Below are 21,970 nucleotides of genomic sequence, written 5' to 3'. Positions count from 1 at the left end.
AGCGGCACTCGGAGCGGAACGACGAGCACTGGCACGAGCGGCGTGCAACAGCAGAGGCCACTCGCCGGCACGCCCTGGTGGAGCCCGTAGCCCAGCGGCTTGTAGAACACCGGGCAGGACTTGATGACGGCGACGAAGCCACGTACTGGCTGGACGAGATCAAAGCCGTACTGCCCAACTGCCACACACCCACGCAGCTCCTCAGCCTGCAGACCTACGTTCGGGCTTTGGTGCGGCAGCTTCGAAAGACGGAACGTGACAGTGCTCGTCCGGCTGGAAGGACGGACGAGGCACGGCTGGCGTATGGGGCCGCGGCCGAACTCGTTGCTGAAGCGTGAGTCCCCGGAGCCTGCCCATCGGCGTCCAGCTGTCCTGTCGGCAAGTCCCTGTAATCAAGCACCGCCAACTGATCGTCTGATGTCACTCCCCCGGCAGCTCAACTCGGCCTGTGGTGATTACGCCGTAATCACCACAGGCATCGCTCGTCCGTGACCACATCAGGCCGCGCATGCGATAGCCGCTACCAGTGTTCGCCCCCGCCTGGCCTACCGACTATCGGTGGTTTGCAGGGTGGCGACGGAGCGGGCCCGGGCCGGGCCGCACCGGATCGCCCGCAATGGCGTCGAGTCCTCGACAGACCGGAGCAAGACCCTGGTTCAGCCCGGCAACCTGACGGTTGGAAGGTGAGATATGTGCTGGTTCCTGCGAGAGGCTGCCGCTTGAGTGATTACGGCGTAATCACCTCGGAAACTCCATCGAAGCAACGGACTTGGTCTAACTAACGTGTCGGCGCACCTCTTGGTCGCCAACGTTAGTATGGTGTCTTCCATGACTTCGCCAGCTACGTCCAGCGACCGCGAGAAGGTCGTCTCCAAGCTGCCGGCATGGCTCCGGCAAGCCCTCAAGGTCAGAGCCGCGCAGCACGGCATCGAGATCCAGACCGCGGTCGAGCAGGGCATCAGCGACTGGTGTGGCCTGGCTTCCGCCACGGCCAATGTCGACACCTCCGGCGCCGACTCCTTCTCCACATTCCTTCCTTCCGGTCAGTGGGAGCAGTTCCGCGAGATCGTGGTCGATCGTCGCGTGTCACTCATCCAAGGGCTCGCTCAGTCCGTTCAGCTCTGGCTCGACTCCAACCCCACACCGGACGTGGCGCGGCCCGAGGTCACGCGTCGGATCATCGTCTGCAACCAGAAGGGCGGAGTGGGCAAGACGGCGATCACCGCCGGCCTCGGAGAAGCGCTCGCCGAAGACGCCAACACCCTTCACTCCGTGCGCGTGGCGAAGGCTCTCACCAAGGCCGTCCGTGCGAGTGAGACGCACGGCGATGAGACGGAGCCGGACGACAACCCGCTCGAGATCGAGAACCTGCCCGGTCCGGGTCTGCGGATCCTTCTGGTGGACTTCGACCCTCAGTGCCACCTCACCAACCAACTCGGTGGAACGCCGCTACCGATGAACGGCGACAGTCTCACCAACCACATGGCAGGGGACCCGAAGGGCGATCTCCGCGACCTGATCCTCTCGGTCGACGAGGAGCACTTCGGGGACCGGTTGCATCTTCTGCCTGCCTGCAACGACGCCTTCCTGCTCGACGTCCGCCTTTCTGCGGTACGTGCCCGGGAAGCCGCACTGGAGCGAGCGCTCGCACCGCTCGAAGCTGATTACGACGTAATCATCGTCGACTGTCCGCCCAGTCTCGGCCTCAGCATGGACGCGGCCGCCTACTACGGTCGGCGCCGCGAAGGGGAGAAGACCGGTCAGTCCGGGGCTCTCATCGTCGTCCAGGCAGAGGACAGTTCGGCGGACGCCTACGACCTCCTCACCACCCAGATCGACGATCTGCGGGGCGACCTCCAGGTCGACATCGACTATCTCGGTATCGTCGTCAACCTGTATGACTCGCGCCGGGGATACATCGCGACTTCCTCCTTGCAGGGATGGGTCGACATAAAGGATCCGCGGGTCGTGGGCCTCATCGGTGACCTCAAGGAACAGAAGGAAGCAGTCCGAGTGAAGCAACCCCTGTTGTCGTACGCGCCCAAGTCCCAGCAGGCGGTCGGCATGCGCGCACTCGCACGGGAGGTGCTGTGAGCAAGGCCGACCAGCTCGGCGCCGGCCGGTTCGGTGGGGGAGTGCGCCCTGTCAGCGCACGCCGCCAGGCAGTCGCAGCCGCCACAGGTGTTCCCACCGACGGCGTGGCACCTCCGGCGCAGCTGCCTCCGTCGCGCATCAGTCCGAACCCCGACAACCCCCGCTCTCACCTCGGTGACCTGACAGACCTCGCGGGCAGCCTGAAGACCCACGGGCAGAAGCAGGCCATCACGGTGATGAACCGAGATGCCTACCTCAGGGCCAACCCTGAGCGCGAAGCCGACCTCGAACCCGACACCGCCTATGTCGTCATCGACGGCAGCAGCCGCCTCGCCGCAGCGCGCGAAGCCGGCTTGGAGACCGTGGCGGTCATGGTCAGCGACGAGCAGGGCAACAACGCCGAAGAGCTTCTGCAGTCGGCGCTGATCGCGAACATCATGCGCAACGACCTCAGCGAGATCGACGAGGCTCGGGCTCTGCAGCGACTTCTGAACGTGTACGGCAGCCAGCGCGCTCTAGCCAAGCAGCTGCACCGCTCCCAGGGTTGGGTGTCCCAGAGGCTGGCGTTGCTCAGCCTCGCTCCTGAACTTCAGGAGCGCATTGGTGAGGAGCCGATCGAGCTGCTGCGTGCAGTCGGCAGCAAACCCGTCGCGGAACAGGCGGCTGCTCTTCAGGTGCTCAAGGAGCAGCGCGCTGCCGCGGAGAGCGCGAAGGCCTCCCAGAAGCAACCGGAACGAACTGAACCAGAGCCTGCGCCGGTACTTACTCCGGTACCGGCGCCCGTCCCCGTGCCCGAGCCCGTGCCCGAGCCCGTGCACGCCGCTGAGCCTGCACGTAAGACGTCGGACGGTGATGGCGGTAGCTACGACGGTGTCCGTCAGGAAGCGCGGAGGACAAGCACGAGTGATTACGCCGTAATCACGAACACCCCGCCCGAGGCCCGGGCGTTGGAAGCCGGTCCGAAAAGGCCCCGTCCGGCTGACGTCGTTCCGGATCCACGAAGCGACAGTGCGCCCAGTATCTCCAGCTCCGGTGGGGAGGAGGATGCGCTGCCGGATCTGCCTTACCACGACGGCTCGTTCCTCGCCTGGCATCTCATTCGCAAGATGAGCGACACGGAGTTCGACGAGATGCTGCGCATCCTGAACAACCACCAGGCTCAACGGGACTCGGACAGCACGTCCCAAGCGCAGTGAAGCATTGCGAAGTCCCCTGCCGCTCGCGGCAGGGGACTTCGCGCGTATCAAGCCGGTGTCGCTACTTCAGGCCGATCGCATCGCAAGCAGCGCGGAACTTGGCCGTGCAGATCTGGTCCACGGTGTAGAGGCCGTCCGCGACCACCGTGGACTTGATGTTGTTCCGGGTCAGGGAGATCACGGACACGAGTTGCGCGGGGACGTTCTTGTTGGTCGGGCTGTTGACCCGGCCTTGGGTGAGCGCGTCGAATTGGATGTTCTTGCCCTGGACCTTCATCACGGCGGCCTGGGCAGCGGCTTCGGCCTCATCCGCGTAGGGCTTGTAGACCGTCATGTACTGCTCGCCGGTCACAATGCGCTGGACCGCGGTCAGCTCGGCGTCCTGCCCGGTGATCGGCGGGAACTTGGTCACGCCGGCGTGCTCCAGGGCCTTCACGATGCCGCCGGCCATCGCGTCGTTCGCCGAGTAGACCGCGGTGATGTTGTCCTTGCCGATCGCCTTGATGGCATCGGTCATCTCGGATTGCGCCAGCTTGGGGCTGTATCCGTCGGTGTCGTACTCCTTGACGATCGTCACCGTGCCGGACAGCTCTGACAGCGCGCCCGTCTTGAACAGCTTGGCGTTCGGGTCGGTGGGGGAGCCGTTCACCATCACGACCTTCGGCGTCGTGTCGGAACCCGAGTCGACTGCCTCAAGGAGCGAACGGGCCTGCACCTCCCCGACGAACTCGTTGTCGAAGGAGATGTACGCGTCGATCGGACCCTCGGCCAGACGGTCGTACGCGATGACCGGAATACCCGCTGCCTCTGCCTTTTTCACCATAGGAGCGATCAGGTGCGAGTCGACCGCGTCGAGCAGGATGACGTCGACTCTCTCGTCGATCATTTTCTGCATCTGGCTGTTCTGCACCGACGTGACGGAACCGGCGTTGTTGTAGATCGTCTTGCCTCGGTTGTCGGTGAGTTCAGCCACCTTCTTCTTGATAATGGGGTAGTCGAACTGCGCGTAGCGCACGTTGGTCTTCTCGGGCATCAGAACACCCACCGTGATGTCGTCGCTCTTGCCGGTCCTTGACCCCGTGGTGCCCTGCGATGCGTTCAGAGCACCGCAGCCGGCGAGCGAAAGGGTCATCGTGGACGCTGCCACGGACATGGCTATACGACGCATTCGAGGGCTCATTTCAGAAACGTTCGGGGCCTGGGCGCTGCAGCAAGACCCAGTGGCTGAGAAGCCAACGCGGCAGCGTCTTCCAGCGTCAAGAAGATCCACTCAAGTGCGGCAGAATGGTGCAAACAGCTGCCCTTGTAGGCAGAAAGGAACAGCCTCCACATGCCCCGTGCGGATCCTTCGAGCAGCGGTCGTTGGGGCGCGCTCCGGACTTCCTCCACGGTCTTCGAAACGGGCTGACAAGGAGGCGAACCGCCGTGCGTCGACGGGGCACCGGCGCACGGGCATTTCATGCGCCCTTCCCCGAGATGGCCGCCCAGACCCGTCGGTGCCAGTCGCCGTTCGGGCCTTGTGCGGTGCCTGCGGCCGGCCTTCCAGGATGATCGGGGGCCGGTCCCCAGCCGGGTGGTGCGCTTCGGTTGAGGTCCTCGGCGGCGACGGAGGAGGAGTCCGGGGGAAAGAACACGGGGAGGGACTCGGGGCAGCGCGCGAAGGGACCCTGCCGCCAGCGAAGATCGGCGGAGTGAACAGCCAGCGCCACGTCGGGGATCCGGTCCAGCAACCGTTCCACCGCGATGGCGGCGATCATCCGTGCCTCGTCCTGGACCGGGCACGCGTGCGGGCCCGCACCCCACGCGAGGTGCGCGCGGTTGCCGATGCGCTGTCCCGGAAGCATCGACAGTTGCTCCGTGACGGCCGCATGGCTGATCAGGGTGGGTACCCCGGCCGGAACGAGGACGCCGCCGAGGTGTACGTCGTGAACGGCGAAGTGCACGCTGAAGTTGGCCATCGGCGGATCGACCCACAGCACTTCGCCCAGTGCCTCGTCCATGCCTACGGTCCCGTTGTACAGGTCTCGCGCGAAGCGCCTGTCGACGAGCAGCAGGCGCAGGACGTTGCCGATGAACGCCTGTTCCGGCTGGGCTCCCGCTCCGATGAGAAGGTAGAGCTCACTCACCAGCTCGTCATCGGTGAGGCCCGCCTTGTGCGCCATCAGCCAGGACGTGAGGTCGGCGCCGGGCTGCCGGCGCTTGTGTGCGACCAGGTCGTACAGATGCCCGAGGAATCCGTTGCTCAGGCGAGCCGCCTCGGGGCCGGACGCGTTCATCACCCCGGAGGTCGCCGCAAGAACGTTGTCCTCGTAGGACGGGGAAAAGCCTGCCAGCGCGATGAACACGCGCAAGGGCAGCAGAACGCTGTAGTCACGCATCAGGTCGGCCTGCCCGGCCGGCCCGAACCCGTCGATCAGCTTGTCCGCGCTCCACGTGACATACCTGCGCAGCGTGTGCTGATCCAATCGGTCGATACTCTCGCGGACCGCGGTGCGCAGCCGACGGTGGTGCTCCCCGTCGGCGAAGAGCGACGAGGGCTTCCACGCCATCATCGCAAGGACCGGGGAGTCGGAAGGTACTCTGCCCTCGGCCAGCGCCTGCCAGCGTCGCGCGTCCTTGACGAACGTCGTCGGGCTGCGCAACACCTGCAGGGCGGCGTCGTAGTCCGTGACGAGCATGGCCGCTACGCCCGGAGCGAGTTCGACGGGAGCGACCGGACCGAAGCGCCGCAGGTAGTCATACGTTATGCGCGGATCGGCGGCGAAGTCCGCACCGTACAGCGGCGGCGCGGCGGAGTTGCCGCCCAGTGGGCAGCCGGACGGCGTACGGTCGGAGACGTAGGGGGAGTGGTCGGTCACCATGTTCCCATCGAATGCGGTTCTGGAGCCACGCGACGAGCGATGGGCGTCCGTGCGAGTACGCGCGGGTCGCGGAGTCGTGCGGGAGGCGATCAGCGCGTTCCGGCAGGGTCCCGGACGTCACCCCGCAGCCCTCCACATCATCGGCTCCGAGCACATGGAGATCGCCGGACAGCGGCCCGAAGGGACCTTTCTCTGCCTGTTCGGGGCGGGCAGTGCAGAGTGGCGGAGTGAAGAGGGACTTCACCACACACGATCCGACCCAGTCCTCCCCCCAGTCCTCCCCCTCCACCAGGAGCCGGAGGGTACCCACGGAGGCCATGGGCACCCTCCCGGCGGCTGTCGAGCCGCAGGTCATCAGCGGGCGGAGTTCGTCCCCCGCCTGCGGGTGCCGAGGTATACGCCGGCGCCTCCCACCACGACCAGGGTTGCCGCGAGACCGGCGATCACATTGGTGCTGGAGTCTGCGCCGGTCTCGGCGAGGTGCGAACCACCGGCCGGGGACGGAGCGGTGCTCGGCGTCGCCGAGGGGGCGGCGCTGGTGCTCCGCGAGGGCGACGGGGCAAGGCTCGGGGAGGGCGTCGGGGTGCTCCCGGGCCCGGAGGGCAGCGGGGCGGGTGTGGGCTTGTCCGGGGCCTTGCAGGCCGTGGACGGGGCGGTCAGGTTGCCCTGGACGTCCTCGTCGACCGCGCCGTTGTCGGTCTTGACGTGGATACGGTACGTGGCGTTCGGCTTCCAGTCCTCGTCGAAGGTCACCTTGGTGCCCTCCGCGGAACCCCGGACGGACTGCTCGCCGAGCTGCCCGACGTCGGTGCCGTTGTCCTGGAGGAAGACGGTAACCGTGGCGGGTGTGGCCGAGGAGTCCTTGTCGGTGACGACGATGACGCCTCTGAAGTGGTCGCACGTGGCGACGGCGGAGAACTCACTGATGTTGCACGCGAGAGCATTGCCGGCCAGACCGAGGGCCAGCGCGGCGGAAGCAGAGGCGACACCCACGATGCGTGCGGAGCGACGCGCGCTTCGGCGAGATATGGACACGCTTGTCCTTTACGTTTTTGCACAAGTGCCGGGAGATTAGGGGTGACTGGGGCGTAGAAGACAGAGCGAGAGCTGATCGCCCCAGATGGCTCACAGGTCTATAAGCGCTGCATAAGCATGTCAACGTATCTGTAAATGAGGGCATTTGACTCTGCCTGGACAGGCAGTGAATGGCTTGAACCGACTATTCGGCCGGCTGAGGTCCCACTCGGCGGTCAGGACAGACATGACAGCTGCGTCTCGTCGACCCGTTGTTCATGATCTTGCGGTGACGCTGAGGCGGCGGTGGGTACAGCGTTGAGGAGTCCACCCGCGAGGGCGAAGCCAGCACGCAGCTGACTTGCTCGAGGACCGGGCGGGCACGGCAGCGCGGCGGTCGCGTAGAAGGCGGTTTCGTCCGGGTCTTCGTAAACCCGCAGAACTCTCTTCCCGGTGCGGCGCCGTTCGCAGGTACAGGTTCGAGCCGCCCCACCTCGGCTTCACAGCGGGCGCGTCGCGGGAGCCTGCGAGGGTCGGGGCGTCCCACGGTGGTTGCGGCGCGTGGTACCAGGGGCCTTCGCCGGCCCCTGGACCCCGCTGCCCCGCCACTTTCCGGCGCGCACCGGTGCGTCGTGGCGGGCACCGTGCGCGCCGGAAAGCGGCGGGTTCGTGCTCAGGTGCGGGTCGTCCGTGTGACCGGCATCCACTGCTTCCACCCGGGTCGGCCGCGCCGATCACGGGGTTAGCCGGGGCGTGGCCGAGGTGGGTGCGGGGGAGGCCGAGCTGCAGAGACGCCATGGAAAAGCCGTCGGTCCGGTGAGGTCACGTGCCCGGCGGCACGGAATGAACCCGCACTCGGGCACCTCCTGTACAAGGTAAGAGAGCGCACCCTCCATAGGCCGTCTGACCTGCGCATATGTCAGAGACAGGCGGATCGTGGGAACCGTGAGGCAGTTCTGCCCGCCGTAGACCACGATCCGCAGACATGAGTGCCCGGTCCGCAGGATCGCGGTGCCAGTTCTCTCGGACAGGCACACGGTTCCTGAGAACTGCCACCACGTCCACAGGATCTGAGCACCACGATCCTGCGGACGTAGCAGATTGACCTCACGTACATAAGGCGATGCCGGAAGGAACGTCGCGTCGGCGGTCCACAGATGACCTTCGCGGCATCCGACACGGCTGACAGGCGGAGTTGATTGACTTCCCGTTCATGTACGTTAGGTTCATCTGACCGGCTCCACAGCCGTCCCTCATGCACCAACCAGCAACCCCCCTGCACGGAGGGCCCCTTGGGAGCAGTACGCAGACTGGTCGACGCCGACACCGGCGAGCCGGTCCCTTATGCGCCGTATGCCTTCTCTGGCAGGCACACGCAGGTCGACAAGGCGCGCGTCGAGGCCATCACCGAATCGAAGGCGTTCACGCCCAGTCAGAAGTTCCTCGTGCTGTGGTGGATCGGAGTCTCGCCCGAAGGGATGGAGCCGCTCCGGGCCACCGGAGCGGACATCGGCAAACGGGTAGGGATGTCCACCGACGCAGTCGGCAAAATCAACAGGAAGCTGGCCAAACACCGCATCCTGATCGTCCGCGGACGGATCGGCAACTACAACTTCTACCGAATCAGCCCCTACATCGCGTTCCATGGGACGGGTGTCGAGCAGCGTGAAGCGGTGAGGACGTGCAACCCGCCGGAGATCCCCGGATTCGACGAGACCGCACCTGCGCGGTGGGAGGCCCAGTGATGAGCGTCGACGACAAGCACGAGAACCTCCAGCTGCTGGAGAAGACAGCCGGCATGAGTGCCAACCAGCGCCTTGTCGTGATGCTGTACGCGCTCCATCCCACCGACCGGTCCGGTGCCGTGCTCGAGACCGCTGCCAACCTGGCCAAACTGGTCGGCATGGCGGCGCCCGTCTTCAGCAGGACCCGTAAGCAGGTCATCGAGGCCGGTTGGCTGGAGGAGACCGAGAGGATCGGTCACATCAAGTACTACCGCCTCGAACCCAAGCACCTGGGCCAGAGCGTCGTCGTTCCGCTCCGCCGCGCGACGTGACGTTCTCAGGAGCGCACCTCATTGACGTCACGTACATGAGGTGCGCTCCGTAGGACGTCCTCCTTCACCTCCGGGCAATCGGAGCGGCTCGACGGGCCCGTTCCGGAGCCGGGGGACGTGGCGCAGTCCACGTCCCCCGCCCGTCCGTGCCGGGCGCTTCCCGCGTGACGGGTTCGACCGCTCCGGCAGGCCCCGGCCTGCGGCGCCACAGGGGCAGGCTCATCGACCCGCGTCGGCGTGCGATCGGACAGGCGTGAGGTAGCCTGGATATTTCTGGATCGACCAATCCAGTTATGGCGCCCATCACACCTGGATGGCGCGAGTGTCATGAGGAGGTAGCGCCGTGCCGGAGCTGGGACTCGCCGACACCCTCGGCATCCTGCGACAGCCCGACGTACGACCCCGGTCCAGCAGCGCCGGGCTAGGCCTGACGGATCTCTACGTGTCGTCCCAGCGGGAGAATCCCTACCAGGCGGACTTCGCGCCCGCCCCAACCCATTTGCTCATCCTGCATCTCAACGGATCTGTCACCGTACGGCGCGGTCAGGGCGATGCGACCCGGTCAGGGACGATCTCGCCGGGCGGCCTGTTCCTTCAGCCGGCCGGCAGAGAGCTGAGCGTGGAACTGGGAGGAGGCCTCGACACGGTGCACGCCTACCTCACGGACCAGGTGCTGCGTGAGGCCAACGAGGGGCGACCGGTCGAGCCGTCCGAGGAGCTCGGTGTCACCGATCCGCTCGCCGAGCAGCTCATGCGCGCACTGGACTCCGTCGTCCACCGGTGGGAGCCGTCCGCCCGCACCTACGCAGACCAGCTGACCAGCATGCTCGCCGCGCAGGTGGTGCGACGGCACGTCTCCCGTCCGACCGCTGCGGCTCCGGCCCCGTCGCACGCCGGGCTCTCCGACCGCCAGCTGTCCGCCGTGCGCGACCTCATGCATGACCGGATCGCCGAACCCCTGCCGGTCGCCGACCTCGCCTCCGCGGCCTCGCTCAGCTCCAGCCAGTTCACGCGCCAGTTCCGTGCGAGCACGGGCCACTCACCGCACCAGTACCTGCTGGGACTGAGGCTGGAGCGCGCCAGCCGGCTTCTGCGTACCGGGTCCGCGCCCATCGGACAGGTGGCCCTGGAGTGCGGGTTCTCCCACCAGGAGCACCTGACCAGAGCGATGCGTACCCGTCTCGGTACCACTCCGGCGGCCATGCGCCGGGAGGGGCGGCGGAGGCGGTAGAACCGCCTCCGCCGGACCCGGGTCAGTCGACCATTCGGGCGATGTGGAAGGTGTGGCTCAGCCGACGCCATTCGCCGTCCACGACGCGGCCGCGGGGAGCGGGACCGCTCTGCCTGGCGAAGTCGACGATGAGGGGGTCCTTGACGCCGAACACGGTGTCGCTGTCGAGGTGGGAGCCGTCCGCCACGAAGAGCTGCGTGATCAGGCGGCGGTGGCCGGGCGCGCTGATCATGAAGTGGACGTGCGGGGCCCGGTAGTGGTGGCGGCCCACCGCGTCGAGCATCTGCCCCACCGGGCCGTCGCCCGGGATGGGGTAGTGGTGGGGGAGGATCGACCAGAAGGCGATCCGGCCGTCGGAGTCGGTGCGCAGGCGGCCCCGCAGTACGGGCCCTTCCTGGTCGGGGAGCTGGACGTCGTAGAAGCCGTCCTCGTCGGCCTGCCAGACGTCGACGACCGCGTCCTTGAGGGGCTCGCCCGAGGTGTCGGCGATGGTCACGTCCACCCACAGCGGGGTTCCGGGAAGGCCGTCCGAGATGTCGCTGCCGTGCTCGGCCTCCGGCGGGCCCTCCACGTAGAAGGGACCGAGCACGGCGGACGGCGTGGTCTCGGGGGTGCGGGAGTTGGTCAGCAGGTCCACGGCGCTGGAGATACCCAGCACGTCGGAGAGCAGCACGAACTCCTGCCGGGTCGGACTGCTCAGCTGCCCGGTCCGGGTGAGGTGGTCGATCGCATAGGCCCACTCCGCCTCGGTGACGTCTTCCTCCGCCACGAAGGCGTGCAGGTGTCGTACGAGTCCGGAGAGCAGGTCGCGCAGTCGGGCGTCGGGAGCCTGCGCGAAACTCGCCACGACCTGCTCGGTGAGCTGGGCCAGCACGGTCGCCGTGGTGGCCGGGCCCTCGGGCCGCCGCCCGTGCCAGGCGTCCGTCAGCAGCCTCTCGACGCCCTCGGCGGTGAGCTCGCGCGGATTCGGGTACGGCGTCGCCACGGCCGACGCGGCCGCGTCGGCGAGGCCGGACTCGGGCATGCGCAGCTCACGCAGCGAGGTCGGGCCGCCGAGCGAGGCGACGAGGTCGTACAGGCCGCTCGCGGCGTCGGACACGCCGAGCGCCTCGGCGACGCGGCGCGTCACGTCAGGGACGGCGGGCGCGTTGTACGCCAGCACGTGCGGCAGGATCACCGTGTGCGTCTCGGCATGCGGCAGGTCGAAGCTTCCGCCCAGGGTGTGGCACAGCTTGTGATGCAGCGCCATGCCGACAGTGGCCAGGCACGTGCCGGCGAGCCACGCCCCCTGCAGCAGATCGGCCCGCGCCTCGCGGTCGGCCGGGTCCGCGGCCAGGCGCGGCAGCGCGCGGGCGATCCGCGAGATCGCGTCGAGGGCCTGGCGGTCGGTGGCCGGGTCGGCGTCGGGGGAGTACAGCGCCTCCACCGCGTGAGCCATGGCGTTCACGCCGCTGGTGACCGATGTGGCCAGGGGCAGCGAGAGCGTGAGGTCGACGTCGTAGACGACGGTCTCCGGCAGGATCGCGGCCGAGGACTGGGTGACCTTGCGGCCGTCACGGGTCTCGCCGAGGACGGGGGTGACCTCGGAGCCGGCGTAGGTGGTCGGCAGGACCACCTGGGGAAGGTCGGTGCGCAGGGCCAGTGCCTTCGACAAGCCCGTCGTGGATCCGCCGCCGACGGAGACCAGACAGTCGGCGTCCGCCTCGCGCAGGACGGTGAGTGCCTTTTCCGTGACCTCCACCGGGGTGTGCATGGCGGCGCCGTCGAACTCCGCGACCACCAGGTCGCCGAGCGCGTCGCGAACGCGGCGGGCCGCGTCGTCGAGCGCGGGACCGGACACCAGCAGGATCCGCTTGCCGCCGAGCCGCCGCACTTCCTCGGCGAGCCGGTCGACGGTTTTGGAGCCGAAGACCACTCGTGCCGGATGGGATGTGTGAACGAACGTCCGCATGGTGGGCCGCCTCCGCGCTTCGGTCGGGATCTGCAGGGGGATGGCCTTCCAGGTTGCGGCTCGGGAGCCGGTGAATTCCTGCACGATCGACGCGTATCCCTGCAGGAACGGCGCATCGCCACCGGACCTCGGCATCCGCGCGGTCGAGGCGCACCCGGACTCGACAACTTGCCGGGCGACCTGCGCGAGGTGATGCCCGCGCCCGCCCGGCACTACCCCGTCGGCGCCCCGCCCGTACGCCGAGCACACGGCCGGCCGCGGGTGTCGCCGTCCGCGGCCGACTGCCGTATCACATCGGCGAGTGCAGGACCCGTACTTCGAATCGGTCAGCGGGTCCTGCAGAGCAGGGGCTGACGCTTCACGCGGTGGACCACTTCTGGTTGTCCGTTCCGGCGCATGACCACAGCTGGAGACGGGTACCGTCCGCCGTTCCGTTGTCCCGGACGTCGGTGCACTTGTCCGCGAGCTCATTGACCAGGTCGTTGTGCGAGTTCAGTGTGAACTTCTGCTGGGAAGTGCCGTTGCAGGGGGCCAGTTCCAAGTCCGTCCCGTCGTCAGTCGAACCGCCTGCAAGCTGCACGCACATGCCGAGCGTGCGCAGCGAGCCGTCCGAGGCGAATGTCCAATGCTGTGAAGCGGTGTTCTGCGAACAGGTCGAGATCATGAGTCGCGTGCCCCGAGCGGCCCTGCCGCCCACGACGTCGATGCAGCGTCCCGAAGAGTGGCTGACCAACTGCACGCCGGAGGACGGCGCTCGCGTACGTGCCTTTGTTCCGGTGGGACTGGGCGCGGAAGTGGTCGGAACTCCACCGGCTTTGTCGTCGGTCGAGTCCTTCGTCGGACTCACTGCCGGACTGTGCTTGCCCGACCCATCGGCGGAGGCATCGGCGGGGAGCGTCGGCAGGGCATCGAGTCCGTCGAAGCTCACTCTGCCGTGTCCGGTAGAACTCACGGTTCCGGACGCTCCATTGGTGTGACCGTCGTGATGACCGCCGGCGAGTGCCAGTGTGGCGAGGACGCCGCCTGCCGCCAGCAGTCCCACCGCACCGACGACCCCGAAGGCGGCGAGCGATCCGGACCGTCGGGCACCACCGCCGGAATGTGCCTCGTCCGGTCGTGGCTCCGTGGGAGCCCCGTCGGATGTGTGGGGTGTCTCGTCGCGTATGCCGAAGTCGGTGCCTGCACTGCTGGAGGCGGCGCTCCTCGGCTGGTCGAACGAGCGCGCAGGGGAACGGCTTACGTCACCTCGCGACCCCAGCGATGAGTATTGGGCGAGTCTGGGTACGACGGCACCCGCGCGGCGGGTGCCGTCGACCTCCTTGTGCGCCGTGGCGTCAGTAGCACCGGCATCGCTGTCGCTCGGGGCCTCCGCGGTGTCGCGCCTGACGAGTTCGGCGCTTCCTGGGACCCGTACCGGGAGATCACTCGTCGGTCTGGGCTGACGTGGTCGCTTCATGCTTTCCTTTCCAGCGGGATGAGCGCTCCCTCACAAGGCACCGGTGGCGACGTGGCCCGGGTTCATGCGAGGGGCGTGTGATCTGCGACTCACGCGAGTCGGCCGGATTTCTGGTGCCATTCCCCTCGGCGAACCGTCGAGGAGCAGTGGGACGGCCGTGACGTGGGCCTGACGGCCGGATGCTGGGGAAGTCGAGGCGAAAGGCTACCCGGTCCGTGAGCGCGCCCTCGGTCGAGCAGTCGCTGGAGGGCGGGCTACGCGGATGGCCGAGGGGTTCGAGTGGCGGGTCGCTTCGGTCGCTGGTGCCGGGACGGGGAGAGGGGGACGTGCGGAGCCGATGCGTGGAGGTCAACGACTCGAGAAACCTGGGGTAGCGCTCGGAGCAGCTGCTTCGCCGGGATGAGTACCTGGTCAGAGGGTGTCTCGCAGTGCCCGGAGCGACCGTAGCGACTCAAGGTTCGGATAGGTGCAGACATCCGGGGTGGTGCGAGCGGCGTGTGCGCTTCCCGAGTGGACATCAGGGTCGCTTCGGTCGCTGGTGGTCCCGCGAAGTGGTGGGGTGAAGGCGGGTGTTTCCGCTGCGGTCGCCGTCCTGGGGCCGGCGCCCGATGGCAGGGCCACCAGTCTCACCGGGTTCCCCGAACCCCTCAGATGACGAAAGTGCCCTTTTGGGCAGTATGATCGGAATTCACTTGCTGAGCTCGGGCGGCTGCTGCGATGGTCATCGAGCCGGTTCCCCAGGATGGTCATCACGGGGGACAGGCGGGCGGAGAAAGGAGCCGCTGCCGACGCCTTCGGCAGCGGGTAGGGGCAGGTGACGGGTCAGCCATCAGCCAGGTGGCGTCGCACTGCCCCGTGCGCCGGTACGACGGGATCTTGCAGGTCGCCGCCTATGGCGAGGTGCCGGTCGTATCCGATCGCTCAGCCGGTCAACGGCGCGCCCCATGGGCCGTGTTGAGATGCCGAACCCTCCTTCTCTCGGCTGTCATCGCGGTCAATGGTGGGCTCTGTCTCATGCGCCCTCCCCGTGATGGGGCAGAGCCCACCTCTGCTTCGTCGACGGCACATGGTCACGCGGCAGCCGCGTGGTCCGACGCTTCGACGGCCGCTCGCGCCCTGGCCCTGCTGCGCAGCTGACGCAGGGCGTAGTGCTGCCGGGATTTCACGGTGCCGGCGGGCACGCCCAGTATGCGGGCGGTCTCGTGCACGGTCTTGTCCTGGAGATAGGTGTGCACCAGGACTTCCCGGTGTTCGTGAGAGAGGTGTCGTAGCAGGGCCATGGCGTCGACGGAGGCCGCCGACGTGTCGGCGTGATCGTTCTGCAGCAGGCCCTGGTGTGCCGCGCCCACCGACTCGTGGCGGAAGTGGGCGCTGCGGATGCGGTCGATGGCCAGGTTGCGGGCCACGGTGAGCAGCCAGCCGCGGATCGATCCCTCGTTGGCACACAGCCGATCGGCATGGTGCCAGGCACGTATCAGGGTCTCCTGCACGATGTCCTCCGCCGTATGGCGGTCGCGCAGCATGCGCTCGACGTAGGCGAGCAGGGGTTTGGCGTGATCGGCCGCCAGCACCCTGAGGAGGTGTTCGCCGTGTGCTCCGCGGGGTCCGGTCGGAGCGGTTGCGCAAGTCATGTCGATCCCGTGGAGGCAAGGTTCTGCCCGTCGTGGTTGCCCGCACAGGCGATCACGGCCGGGAGACGGCCGGGAGGGTGCGGGGTCGCCGAAGGACGGGGCAAGGCGGTGCGCCGACCGGACCGGATGGGGCGGTCCATGGCCGACGGGCACGGCGTATGTCGTGCCTGCTTCGGCGAGGTTCCTGCCGAGGAACCAACGCGTGCGGGGATCGTAGGCAGGCACCGCAGCCGGAAATCTGACGGATTTCTGATGCGGGACATGCCGAACGGACGGTCGGCCCCGGAGGGCTGCCGCTCCGTCGTGTGTCTACCGCGGCCGGACACATGTGTGCGTGGCATGCACCGCGTCACAGTGCCTCATGTGATACACGGAGCCGCCTCGCCTGGAGGTTCACTCGATTTCGAGAAGCCTGGCGCGGACATCCTCGGCGGCGGGGTGGCCGATGTGTTCCAGGATCTCCAGGGCCTGGCCCAGCGACCGGCCCGCGCCCTCCGCCTGCCCCAGGGCGAGGCGGGCGTCGGCGATGTGCACGAGGGTGTCGGCTTCCAGGTAGGAGTCCCGGATGCGGCGGTACAGGTCCAGCGCGTGCCGGAAGCTGTCCAGGGCCCGGTCGTGGTGGCCCAGTTGATGGTGGGCGACGCCCAGGCTGTCCCACGCGGCGGCCTCGCCGTTCGGGTCGCCGGTCTCCTGGTGGATCGCGAGTGAACGGCTGCACTCGTCGATCGCCCGGCCGTACTCTCCCCTCAGCAGATACGTCCAGCCGACCTCGTTGTGCACACTCGCTTCGCCGTTGAGGTGCCCGGCCGAGTGGTACAGCTCCTGGGCCAGCCGGTAGTGGTCCAGCGCGTCGGCGTGCCGGCCGTGCCGATTGGCGACGAACGCTCCGTAGCGGTGCACGCGGGCCTGTCCGTGGATGTCGCCGAGTTCCTCGAACAACTGCAGGGCCCGCTCCAGGTGTTCGCCCGCGCCCTCCCACTGTTCGAGCCGGCCGAGGGCGAAGCCGAGAGCCCGGTGCCCGTGCGCCTGGCCCAGCAGATCACCGCCGCGCTGCGCCGCGGTGATGGCGGTGGTCTGTACAGTCCGTTGCTGCTGCCAGCGTCCGTTGCGGTCCAGGTACAGCTCGAGGACCGCGGCCAGTTGCCAGCTGAAGGTGCCGTCGCCGCGGTGGCCGTCCTGTTCGACGGCGGCCAGCAGTACCGGTCGTTCGCGGTCGAACCAGTCGGCCGCGGCGCGCTGGTCGGGGAACCGTTCGGGCAGGGTGTGGACCGCCGGGCGGCGCAGGGTGATCCGTTCCCGGTGTGGTGCGAGGACGGCCTCCGCGGTGTGGGCGCTGTGCAGGTAGTGGTCGAGAACGCGGGCGGCCGCCGTGGCCGCGTCGTCGGGCGTGTCGACGTCGTCGACGAGTTCCGCGGCGTAGGCGCGCAGCAGGCTGTGGGAGGAGAAGCGTCCGGGCTTGTTCTCGAACAGCAGGTGGGCTCGGACGAGTTCGGTGAGATGGGGCCGTACCTGCCGTGGGCGGGTGGCGGTCAGGCTGGCCGCGGCCGCCACGGAGCAGTCGGGGCCGGGGTGCAGGGCCAGCAGACGGAAGAGCCGGGCCGCCTCCGGGGTCAGGGCCTGGTACGACCAGGAGAAGACGCAACGTGCGTCGGCGAGCGGCGGCTCCCCGGTGAAAGCGTCGAGGCTGCCGTGGCTCGCCCGCAGCTCGTCGGCGATGGCGGCCAGCGGGTAGCCCGGGTTCAGGGCGGCCCGCGCGCTCACGATGGCCAGCGCCAGCGGAAGCCGCTCGCAGAGGCTGATGATCTCCGCGACCGCTTGCTCCTCGCGGTCGACCCGCTCCGCGCCGAGCCGGCGGGCGAGCAGCGCGCGAGCCTCGTTCTCGTCGAGCGGGCCCAGGGTGACCGGGTGGGCGCCCTCGACGGCCATCAGCCCTTGGAGCTGGTGGCGGCTGGTGATGATGGCCAGGCAGCCGGGCGGGGCGGGCAGCAGTGGGCGCACCTGCTCGGAGTCGCGGGCGTTGTCCAGCACGACCAGTACGCGTCGTCCGGCCAGGAGACCCCGGTAGGCCGCGGCCTGGGCGTGCAGTTCCGCGGGGATGCTGCCCACGGGCACGCCGAAGGCGTCGAGCAGGGCGCGCAATGCTTCGGCTCCCCTCATCGCCGCTCCGCTCAGGTGGAAGCCGCGCAGGTCGACGTAGACCTGCCCGTCCGGGAAGCGGGGGGCGAGACGGTTGGCCCAGTGCACGGCGAGGGTGGTCTTGCCGACGCCGGCCATACCGCTGAGCACGACGGCCTGGGCGGGTTCACCGGGACCGGGCACCAGGCCGTCCAGATGCTCCAGCTCGGCGCTCCGGCCGGTGAAGGCGCCCAGGCCCCGGGGAAGTTGAGCGGGGTACACCCGATCGGTGGGGGTGACCGGGGCGGGTTCCGGGCCGTCGGCAGCGGGGGCATGTGACTGCTCCAGGGCGCGGCGCTGTGCCTCCCGCAGTTCGGGACCGGGTTCCAGGCCGATCTCGTCCGCGATGCGGGCCCGGACGACCTGGTAGGTCTCCAGCGCCTCGGCCTGGCGGCCCGCGGAGGCGAGGACCTCGATGAGACGGGCCTGCAGCGCTTCGTCGAACGGGTGATGGGATGCCGCTTGGCGCAGTGTGACCAGGACGCGTTCGGTCAGCGCGGCGCCCGCCGTGGGCACGTACGCGGCGGCATCCTTCACGGCGACGACGTGTTCGTCGTCGATGGCCGTGAAGACCGGCAGGGCGCGCACTTCGGGGGTGATGCCGGATGCCGTGGGGCCGCGCCACAGGTCCAGGGCCTCGACGAGCAGTTCCACGGCCTTCACCCGGTCGCCCTGCTGCGCCGAGCGGTGCGCGTCCTCGCGCAGGGTGCGGAACCGCAGCAGGTCCAGTTCGTCCGCGGCCGTGAGGAGGCCGTAGCCACCGGAGGCGCGCACCAGCCGCCTCGAAGCGGTTCCCGAGCTCAGACCGGGTTCGAGCAGCTTGCGCAGTGCGGCGACGTGGCGGTGGATCACGTTGACCGCGGTGGCCGGGGGATCCTCCTGCCACAGCGCGTCCACGATTCCGTGCAGGGGTACAGGTTGACCGGCGTGGGCCAATAGCAGGGCCAGCAGGGCACGCTGCTTGGGAGGGCCAAGTCTGACGTCGCTGGTTCCCTGCCAGACCCGGACGGGTCCAAGGATCTGAAAACGCATGGCCGGCCGATTCTATTTGCCGAAGGGCGCGGGCACGAATGCGGCGCATCTCGGTGTGCGGAATATGAGGCGGAGGGCACGTGGGCACCGGGGCCGGGTGACGGCGCAAGGGTGGGGCTTGCTTCGATTCTGGAACCGTAGACGGTGGTTCTGTGATCTCCGGGACGAAAGACTGTGCCATCGGGTGATTCGTCTCGTCCCTCCGTCGGGGCCGTGTGCCCCGGAGGCTGTGATGTCGACCCGATCGCGTGTCTCCCCGGCCGCCGTTGAAACGACGGCGGCACCCGACCGGACCTTCTGGATCGCCGAACTGCTCGATGATGCGAGGAGCTCCGGCGGGGGTTGGCTCCGGATGCCGAGGTGCCGTTAGCCGCCGCGCATCTCCGGCATGCCGGTGTGGTGGTCGGATCTGGTCGACGACGGGGTGCCCGCCGCGGCGGGGACCCGGACCCGCAGCGGCGCGCTGCGGACCGCGCACGAACGCAGGGGAGCGGGCGAGGCGGTTCGGAAAGGACGCCTGGTTCAAGGGTCCTGGACCCCGTGCCGCGGGAGGTGCCCCGCACGCAGGTGCACAACCGGAGGTGAGCGAACGGCCGCATGTCGAGGCCGACACCGTCGCCGACACTGCCGCCCGTGCTCTCGCGTTCGCCACCGGAGCGGCGGAGGACTTCGCGCGCGGTTGGCCGTTCGCCCTGCCACAGGTGTGAAGCGGCGCCTACGCGGCAGCGGACGGGACCGACGGCCCGGCCGGACAGGAGGCCCGCACGCGGCTTCGGGACGGTGGCAGACGCTGTACGGCGCGCAGCTGCGCGAGAAGACGCGGGCCCGGTCACATGGCGGGTGGCTTTAGTGGGTCTCGTGAAATCGGGCGATGAGATTTCTCGGTCGTTGTTCATTCGGGCAATGAGAATGCCCGAAGAGGTATTCATGGCTGTCAGTCGGGGGAATCCGGCTTCAAATGTTGAACTTGAAACCACATGCCTGTCCCTGTAGGTCTTTCTGCACTCAATCAGCGCGAAGGGATGTCATGTACGGCACGGTCAATGGATTCAGTTATGGGTGGATCACGCCCATCGTGGCGTACATCACGGCGTGCCTCGGCGGCGCCCTCGCGCTGCGTTGTGTGACCCGCTCGCTTCTGGTGGAACGCTCCTTCAAGGCCGGCTGGCTCGCGCTGGGAGCGGTGGCGCTGGGATGCGGCATCTGGTCGATGCACTTCATCGGGATGGTCGGGTTCCACATCGTCGACGTGCCCATCGGCTACAACGTGCCGTTGACTCTGCTGAGTCTGGCCGTGGCCGTCGTGATGGTGGGCGTGGGCGTCTTCGTCGTCGGGTACCGGGGAGCGGGGCGCGTCACCCTGGGCCTGGCGGGGCTGACGACAGGTCTCGGTGTGGCGGGCATGCACTACATCGGCATGGCCAGCATGTCGTTCGAGGGGAACGTGGACTACCAGCCCGTCGTCGTGGTGACGTCCGTCGTCATTGCCGTGGCGGCGGCCACGGCGGCGCTGTGGGCGGCCGCGACCGTGCGCGGCTTTCTGCCCACGTTCGGGGCGAGCCTCGTCATGGGCGTGGCCGTCAGCGGCATGCACTACACCGCGATGGCCGGTGTGAGTGTCCACCTGCACAACCAGGGCGCGGTGGAGTCGGGTTCGCCTCTGGCCAAGGTGCTGGTCCCGATGCTCATCGGGCCGGTCCTCTTCCTCCTGCTCGCCGGGGTCATCGTCATGTTCGACCCGCTGCTCGTCTCCGGTGAGGGCTTCGGCGACGGCCCGGCCACGCGGACCGAGCGCGGGAACGGGGCCGCCTCTTTGGTGTTCGCGGAGTCCGCCCGGCGCCACGGGCGTGACGCGTCCGACCACTTCGGCCGGTAGGCGACTTGTCGCAGCCGCCGTTCTCGCCGGCGGATTCGGCTTTCGGTTCACGCGGTTGGCCGGCCGGGAAGACCGGCGCTGCTGCCGGGTCACGACTCCTGGGTGGAATCCGTGACGCGGCTGCGAAGGGACGGACCGCCCGTGCGCCGGGAGACGACGCACGGACGGCCCTCGGTGACCTGTTGCGGGGTGGCACCAGGTCTTCGGCTCAGGCGGCGGAGAGGCCGGCCTGCAGGGCGGTCGTGATCTGGACGACGCGCTCGGCCTGGATCCGGGCGGCCTCACGGGTGGTGTCGTCCACGGGGTTGTTGCCCTGGGCGTCGACGTGCGAGGTGCCGTAGGGGTTGCCGTCGGCGAACTTGGAGGCGTCCGTGTAGCCGGGGGCGACCACGATGCCGCCGAAGTGGTGGAAGGACGTGTAGAGGGCGAGGAGGGTGGACTCCTGGCCGCCGTGGGCCGTGGCGGACGAAGTGAAGCCGCTGTAGACCTTGTTGGCGAGCTTGCCCTGCGCCCAGAGGCCGCCGAGGGTGTCGATGAACTGCTTCAGCTGCGAGGCGATGTTGCCGAAGCGGGTGGGGGAGCCGAAGACCACGGCGTCGGCCCATTCGATGTCGTCCGGGGTGGCCTCGCGGATGTCCGCGGTGGCGGCGGCGTTGGCGGCCCACGCAGGGTTGGAGTCGATGGCCGCCTGCGGGGCCAGCTCGGCGGCCTTGAGCAGGCGGACCTCGGCGCCGGCCTTCTCGGCGTACTGGGCGATCTCCTTGCCGATCTCGGCGATGGTGCCGGTGGAGGAGTAGTAGATGACAGCTACCTTGATCGAGGCGCTCACGGCTTCGGTCTCCGTTTCCTTGGAGTCGGTCGTGCGGTTGCGGCTGAAGATGCCCATGGCGGTCGCAATCCTGTGATTCCGTGCCCGCACGTCGGGCACTCGTTCAACATTAAACAGATTGCTCGTTGAATGTTAAACGATGTGTGGGAGATCCATCCCACACGGTGGGAGAGCGTGGGGCGGCGTCGGGACGGATGCGGCCGGGGCGGTGGCCCGCAGCCGTGGCCGAGACTGCCTGACCGGTCGGGTGACTGTGCCCAATGGGGCGGCTTGGTCGAATCGGCCTTGCCGTGCGCCGGTGAGGACTGCAACGCTCGTGGAGCCGGTCCGGAGCGCCTCGTGTCAGAGCCCTAGATCGGTCACGCGCGTTCGGCCTGCTGTGTATCCGGCGCGCTCCCCTTCGTCGTGTCCCGGCGGCGGTGGGGTGGGGGTCTGCGCTTTCGAGCGCTGACCGCCTGTCGGTTTCGCGCGTGTCCGGCCACTGTGGGCGGGCCGCACGATCCCCCGGGTGGTGCCGCCCCGCCTGCGCGCCGGCACGTCGGTTCCCTGCCTGTCGCTGCTCGCGGCG

15 protein-coding genes are annotated in these 21,970 nt (G+C 68.4%); 7 read left to right on the top strand and 8 right to left on the bottom strand.

Annotated features, from left to right (window positions below; translation table 11 throughout):
• The first annotated feature begins 828 nt into the window (after nt 1–828).
• Both ACZ4O3_RS39760 and ACZ4O3_RS39755 read left to right on the top strand, forming a co-directional pair.
• On the top strand, nt 829–2,094 hold the full coding sequence (locus ACZ4O3_RS39760) for a ParA family protein (protein ID WP_467727120.1): 1,266 nt from the start codon (nt 829–831) through the stop codon (nt 2,092–2,094).
• Nucleotides 2,091–3,290 carry a ParB/RepB/Spo0J family partition protein gene (locus ACZ4O3_RS39755; protein ID WP_467727119.1) on the top strand — a complete coding sequence of 400 codons (1,200 nt, stop codon included), beginning with the start codon at nt 2,091–2,093 and terminating at the stop codon, nt 3,288–3,290. Before ACZ4O3_RS39760 ends, ACZ4O3_RS39755 begins: the two co-directional genes overlap by 4 nt.
• A 61-nt stretch (nt 3,291–3,351) precedes the next feature.
• Here ACZ4O3_RS39755 and ACZ4O3_RS39750 read toward each other — a convergent pair whose 3' ends face one another.
• From ACZ4O3_RS39750 to ACZ4O3_RS39740, 3 genes are all read right to left on the bottom strand, one after another.
• Nucleotides 3,352–4,458: a sugar ABC transporter substrate-binding protein gene (locus ACZ4O3_RS39750; protein ID WP_467727118.1), complete on the bottom strand. Its 1,107-nt coding sequence runs from the start codon at nt 4,456–4,458 to the stop codon at nt 3,352–3,354.
• 289 nt (nt 4,459–4,747) lie between these two features.
• Nucleotides 4,748–6,151 (bottom strand): cytochrome P450 family protein, encoded by a 1,404-nt coding sequence (locus ACZ4O3_RS39745; RefSeq protein WP_467727116.1) that lies wholly within the window; start codon nt 6,149–6,151, stop codon nt 4,748–4,750.
• Between the two features lie 354 nt (nt 6,152–6,505).
• Entirely contained in the window at nt 6,506–7,186 is a 681-nt protein-coding gene (locus ACZ4O3_RS39740; protein WP_467727114.1) for an LAETG motif-containing sortase-dependent surface protein, read from the bottom strand.
• Between the two features lie 1,271 nt (nt 7,187–8,457).
• Here ACZ4O3_RS39740 and ACZ4O3_RS39735 point away from each other — a divergent pair.
• The 3 genes from ACZ4O3_RS39735 (at nt 8,458) to ACZ4O3_RS39725 (ending at nt 10,452) form a co-directional block, all read left to right on the top strand.
• Nucleotides 8,458–8,910 carry a MarR family transcriptional regulator gene (locus tag ACZ4O3_RS39735; protein WP_381240033.1) on the top strand — a complete coding sequence of 151 codons (453 nt, stop codon included), beginning with the start codon at nt 8,458–8,460 and terminating at the stop codon, nt 8,908–8,910.
• Nucleotides 8,910–9,221 carry a replication initiation protein, RepL2 gene (locus tag ACZ4O3_RS39730; RefSeq protein WP_467727112.1) on the top strand — a complete coding sequence of 104 codons (312 nt, stop codon included), beginning with the start codon at nt 8,910–8,912 and terminating at the stop codon, nt 9,219–9,221. The genes ACZ4O3_RS39735 and ACZ4O3_RS39730 overlap by 1 nt, the downstream gene beginning before the upstream one ends.
• A gap of 343 nt (nt 9,222–9,564) precedes the next feature.
• Nucleotides 9,565–10,452 carry a helix-turn-helix domain-containing protein gene (locus ACZ4O3_RS39725; protein WP_467727111.1) on the top strand — a complete coding sequence of 296 codons (888 nt, stop codon included), beginning with the start codon at nt 9,565–9,567 and terminating at the stop codon, nt 10,450–10,452.
• A gap of 22 nt (nt 10,453–10,474) precedes the next feature.
• On the opposite strand, the gene ACZ4O3_RS39720 is transcribed toward ACZ4O3_RS39725, so the two are convergent.
• From ACZ4O3_RS39720 to ACZ4O3_RS39705, 4 genes are all read right to left on the bottom strand, one after another.
• Nucleotides 10,475–12,403 carry a maleylacetate reductase and hydroxyquinol 1,2-dioxygenase domain-containing protein gene (locus ACZ4O3_RS39720; protein ID WP_467727109.1) on the bottom strand — a complete coding sequence of 643 codons (1,929 nt, stop codon included), beginning with the start codon at nt 12,401–12,403 and terminating at the stop codon, nt 10,475–10,477.
• Nucleotides 12,404–12,761: 358 nt separating this feature from the next.
• On the bottom strand, nt 12,762–13,331 hold the full coding sequence (locus ACZ4O3_RS39715; protein WP_467727107.1) for a ricin-type beta-trefoil lectin domain protein: 570 nt from the start codon (nt 13,329–13,331) through the stop codon (nt 12,762–12,764).
• Between the two features lie 1,598 nt (nt 13,332–14,929).
• Entirely contained in the window at nt 14,930–15,490 is a 561-nt protein-coding gene (locus ACZ4O3_RS39710; protein WP_467727106.1) for a sigma-70 family RNA polymerase sigma factor, read from the bottom strand.
• 393 nt (nt 15,491–15,883) lie between these two features.
• A complete protein-coding gene (locus ACZ4O3_RS39705; protein WP_467727105.1) occupies nt 15,884–18,697 on the bottom strand; it encodes an AfsR/SARP family transcriptional regulator in 2,814 nt (937 codons plus the stop codon).
• A 581-nt stretch (nt 18,698–19,278) separates the two neighbouring features.
• Between ACZ4O3_RS39705 and ACZ4O3_RS39700 the strand changes: the two genes are divergently transcribed.
• Both ACZ4O3_RS39700 and ACZ4O3_RS39695 read left to right on the top strand, forming a co-directional pair.
• Nucleotides 19,279–19,404 (top strand): hypothetical protein, encoded by a 126-nt coding sequence (locus ACZ4O3_RS39700; protein WP_467727103.1) that lies wholly within the window; start codon nt 19,279–19,281, stop codon nt 19,402–19,404.
• Nucleotides 19,405–19,724: 320 nt separating this feature from the next.
• Entirely contained in the window at nt 19,725–20,573 is an 849-nt protein-coding gene (locus ACZ4O3_RS39695) for an MHYT domain-containing protein (RefSeq protein ID WP_467727102.1), read from the top strand.
• A gap of 208 nt (nt 20,574–20,781) precedes the next feature.
• Here ACZ4O3_RS39695 and wrbA read toward each other — a convergent pair whose 3' ends face one another.
• Nucleotides 20,782–21,459 (bottom strand): NAD(P)H:quinone oxidoreductase, encoded by a 678-nt coding sequence (gene wrbA, locus ACZ4O3_RS39690; protein WP_467727100.1) that lies wholly within the window; start codon nt 21,457–21,459, stop codon nt 20,782–20,784.
• Nucleotides 21,460–21,970: the final 511 nt, after the last annotated feature.

The sequence above is a fragment of the Streptomyces sp. NPDC026515 genome (assembly GCF_055567595.1).
The sequence above is the reverse complement of the archived record's forward strand: the minus strand, read 5'-3'. Positions and strand labels throughout refer to the sequence as shown.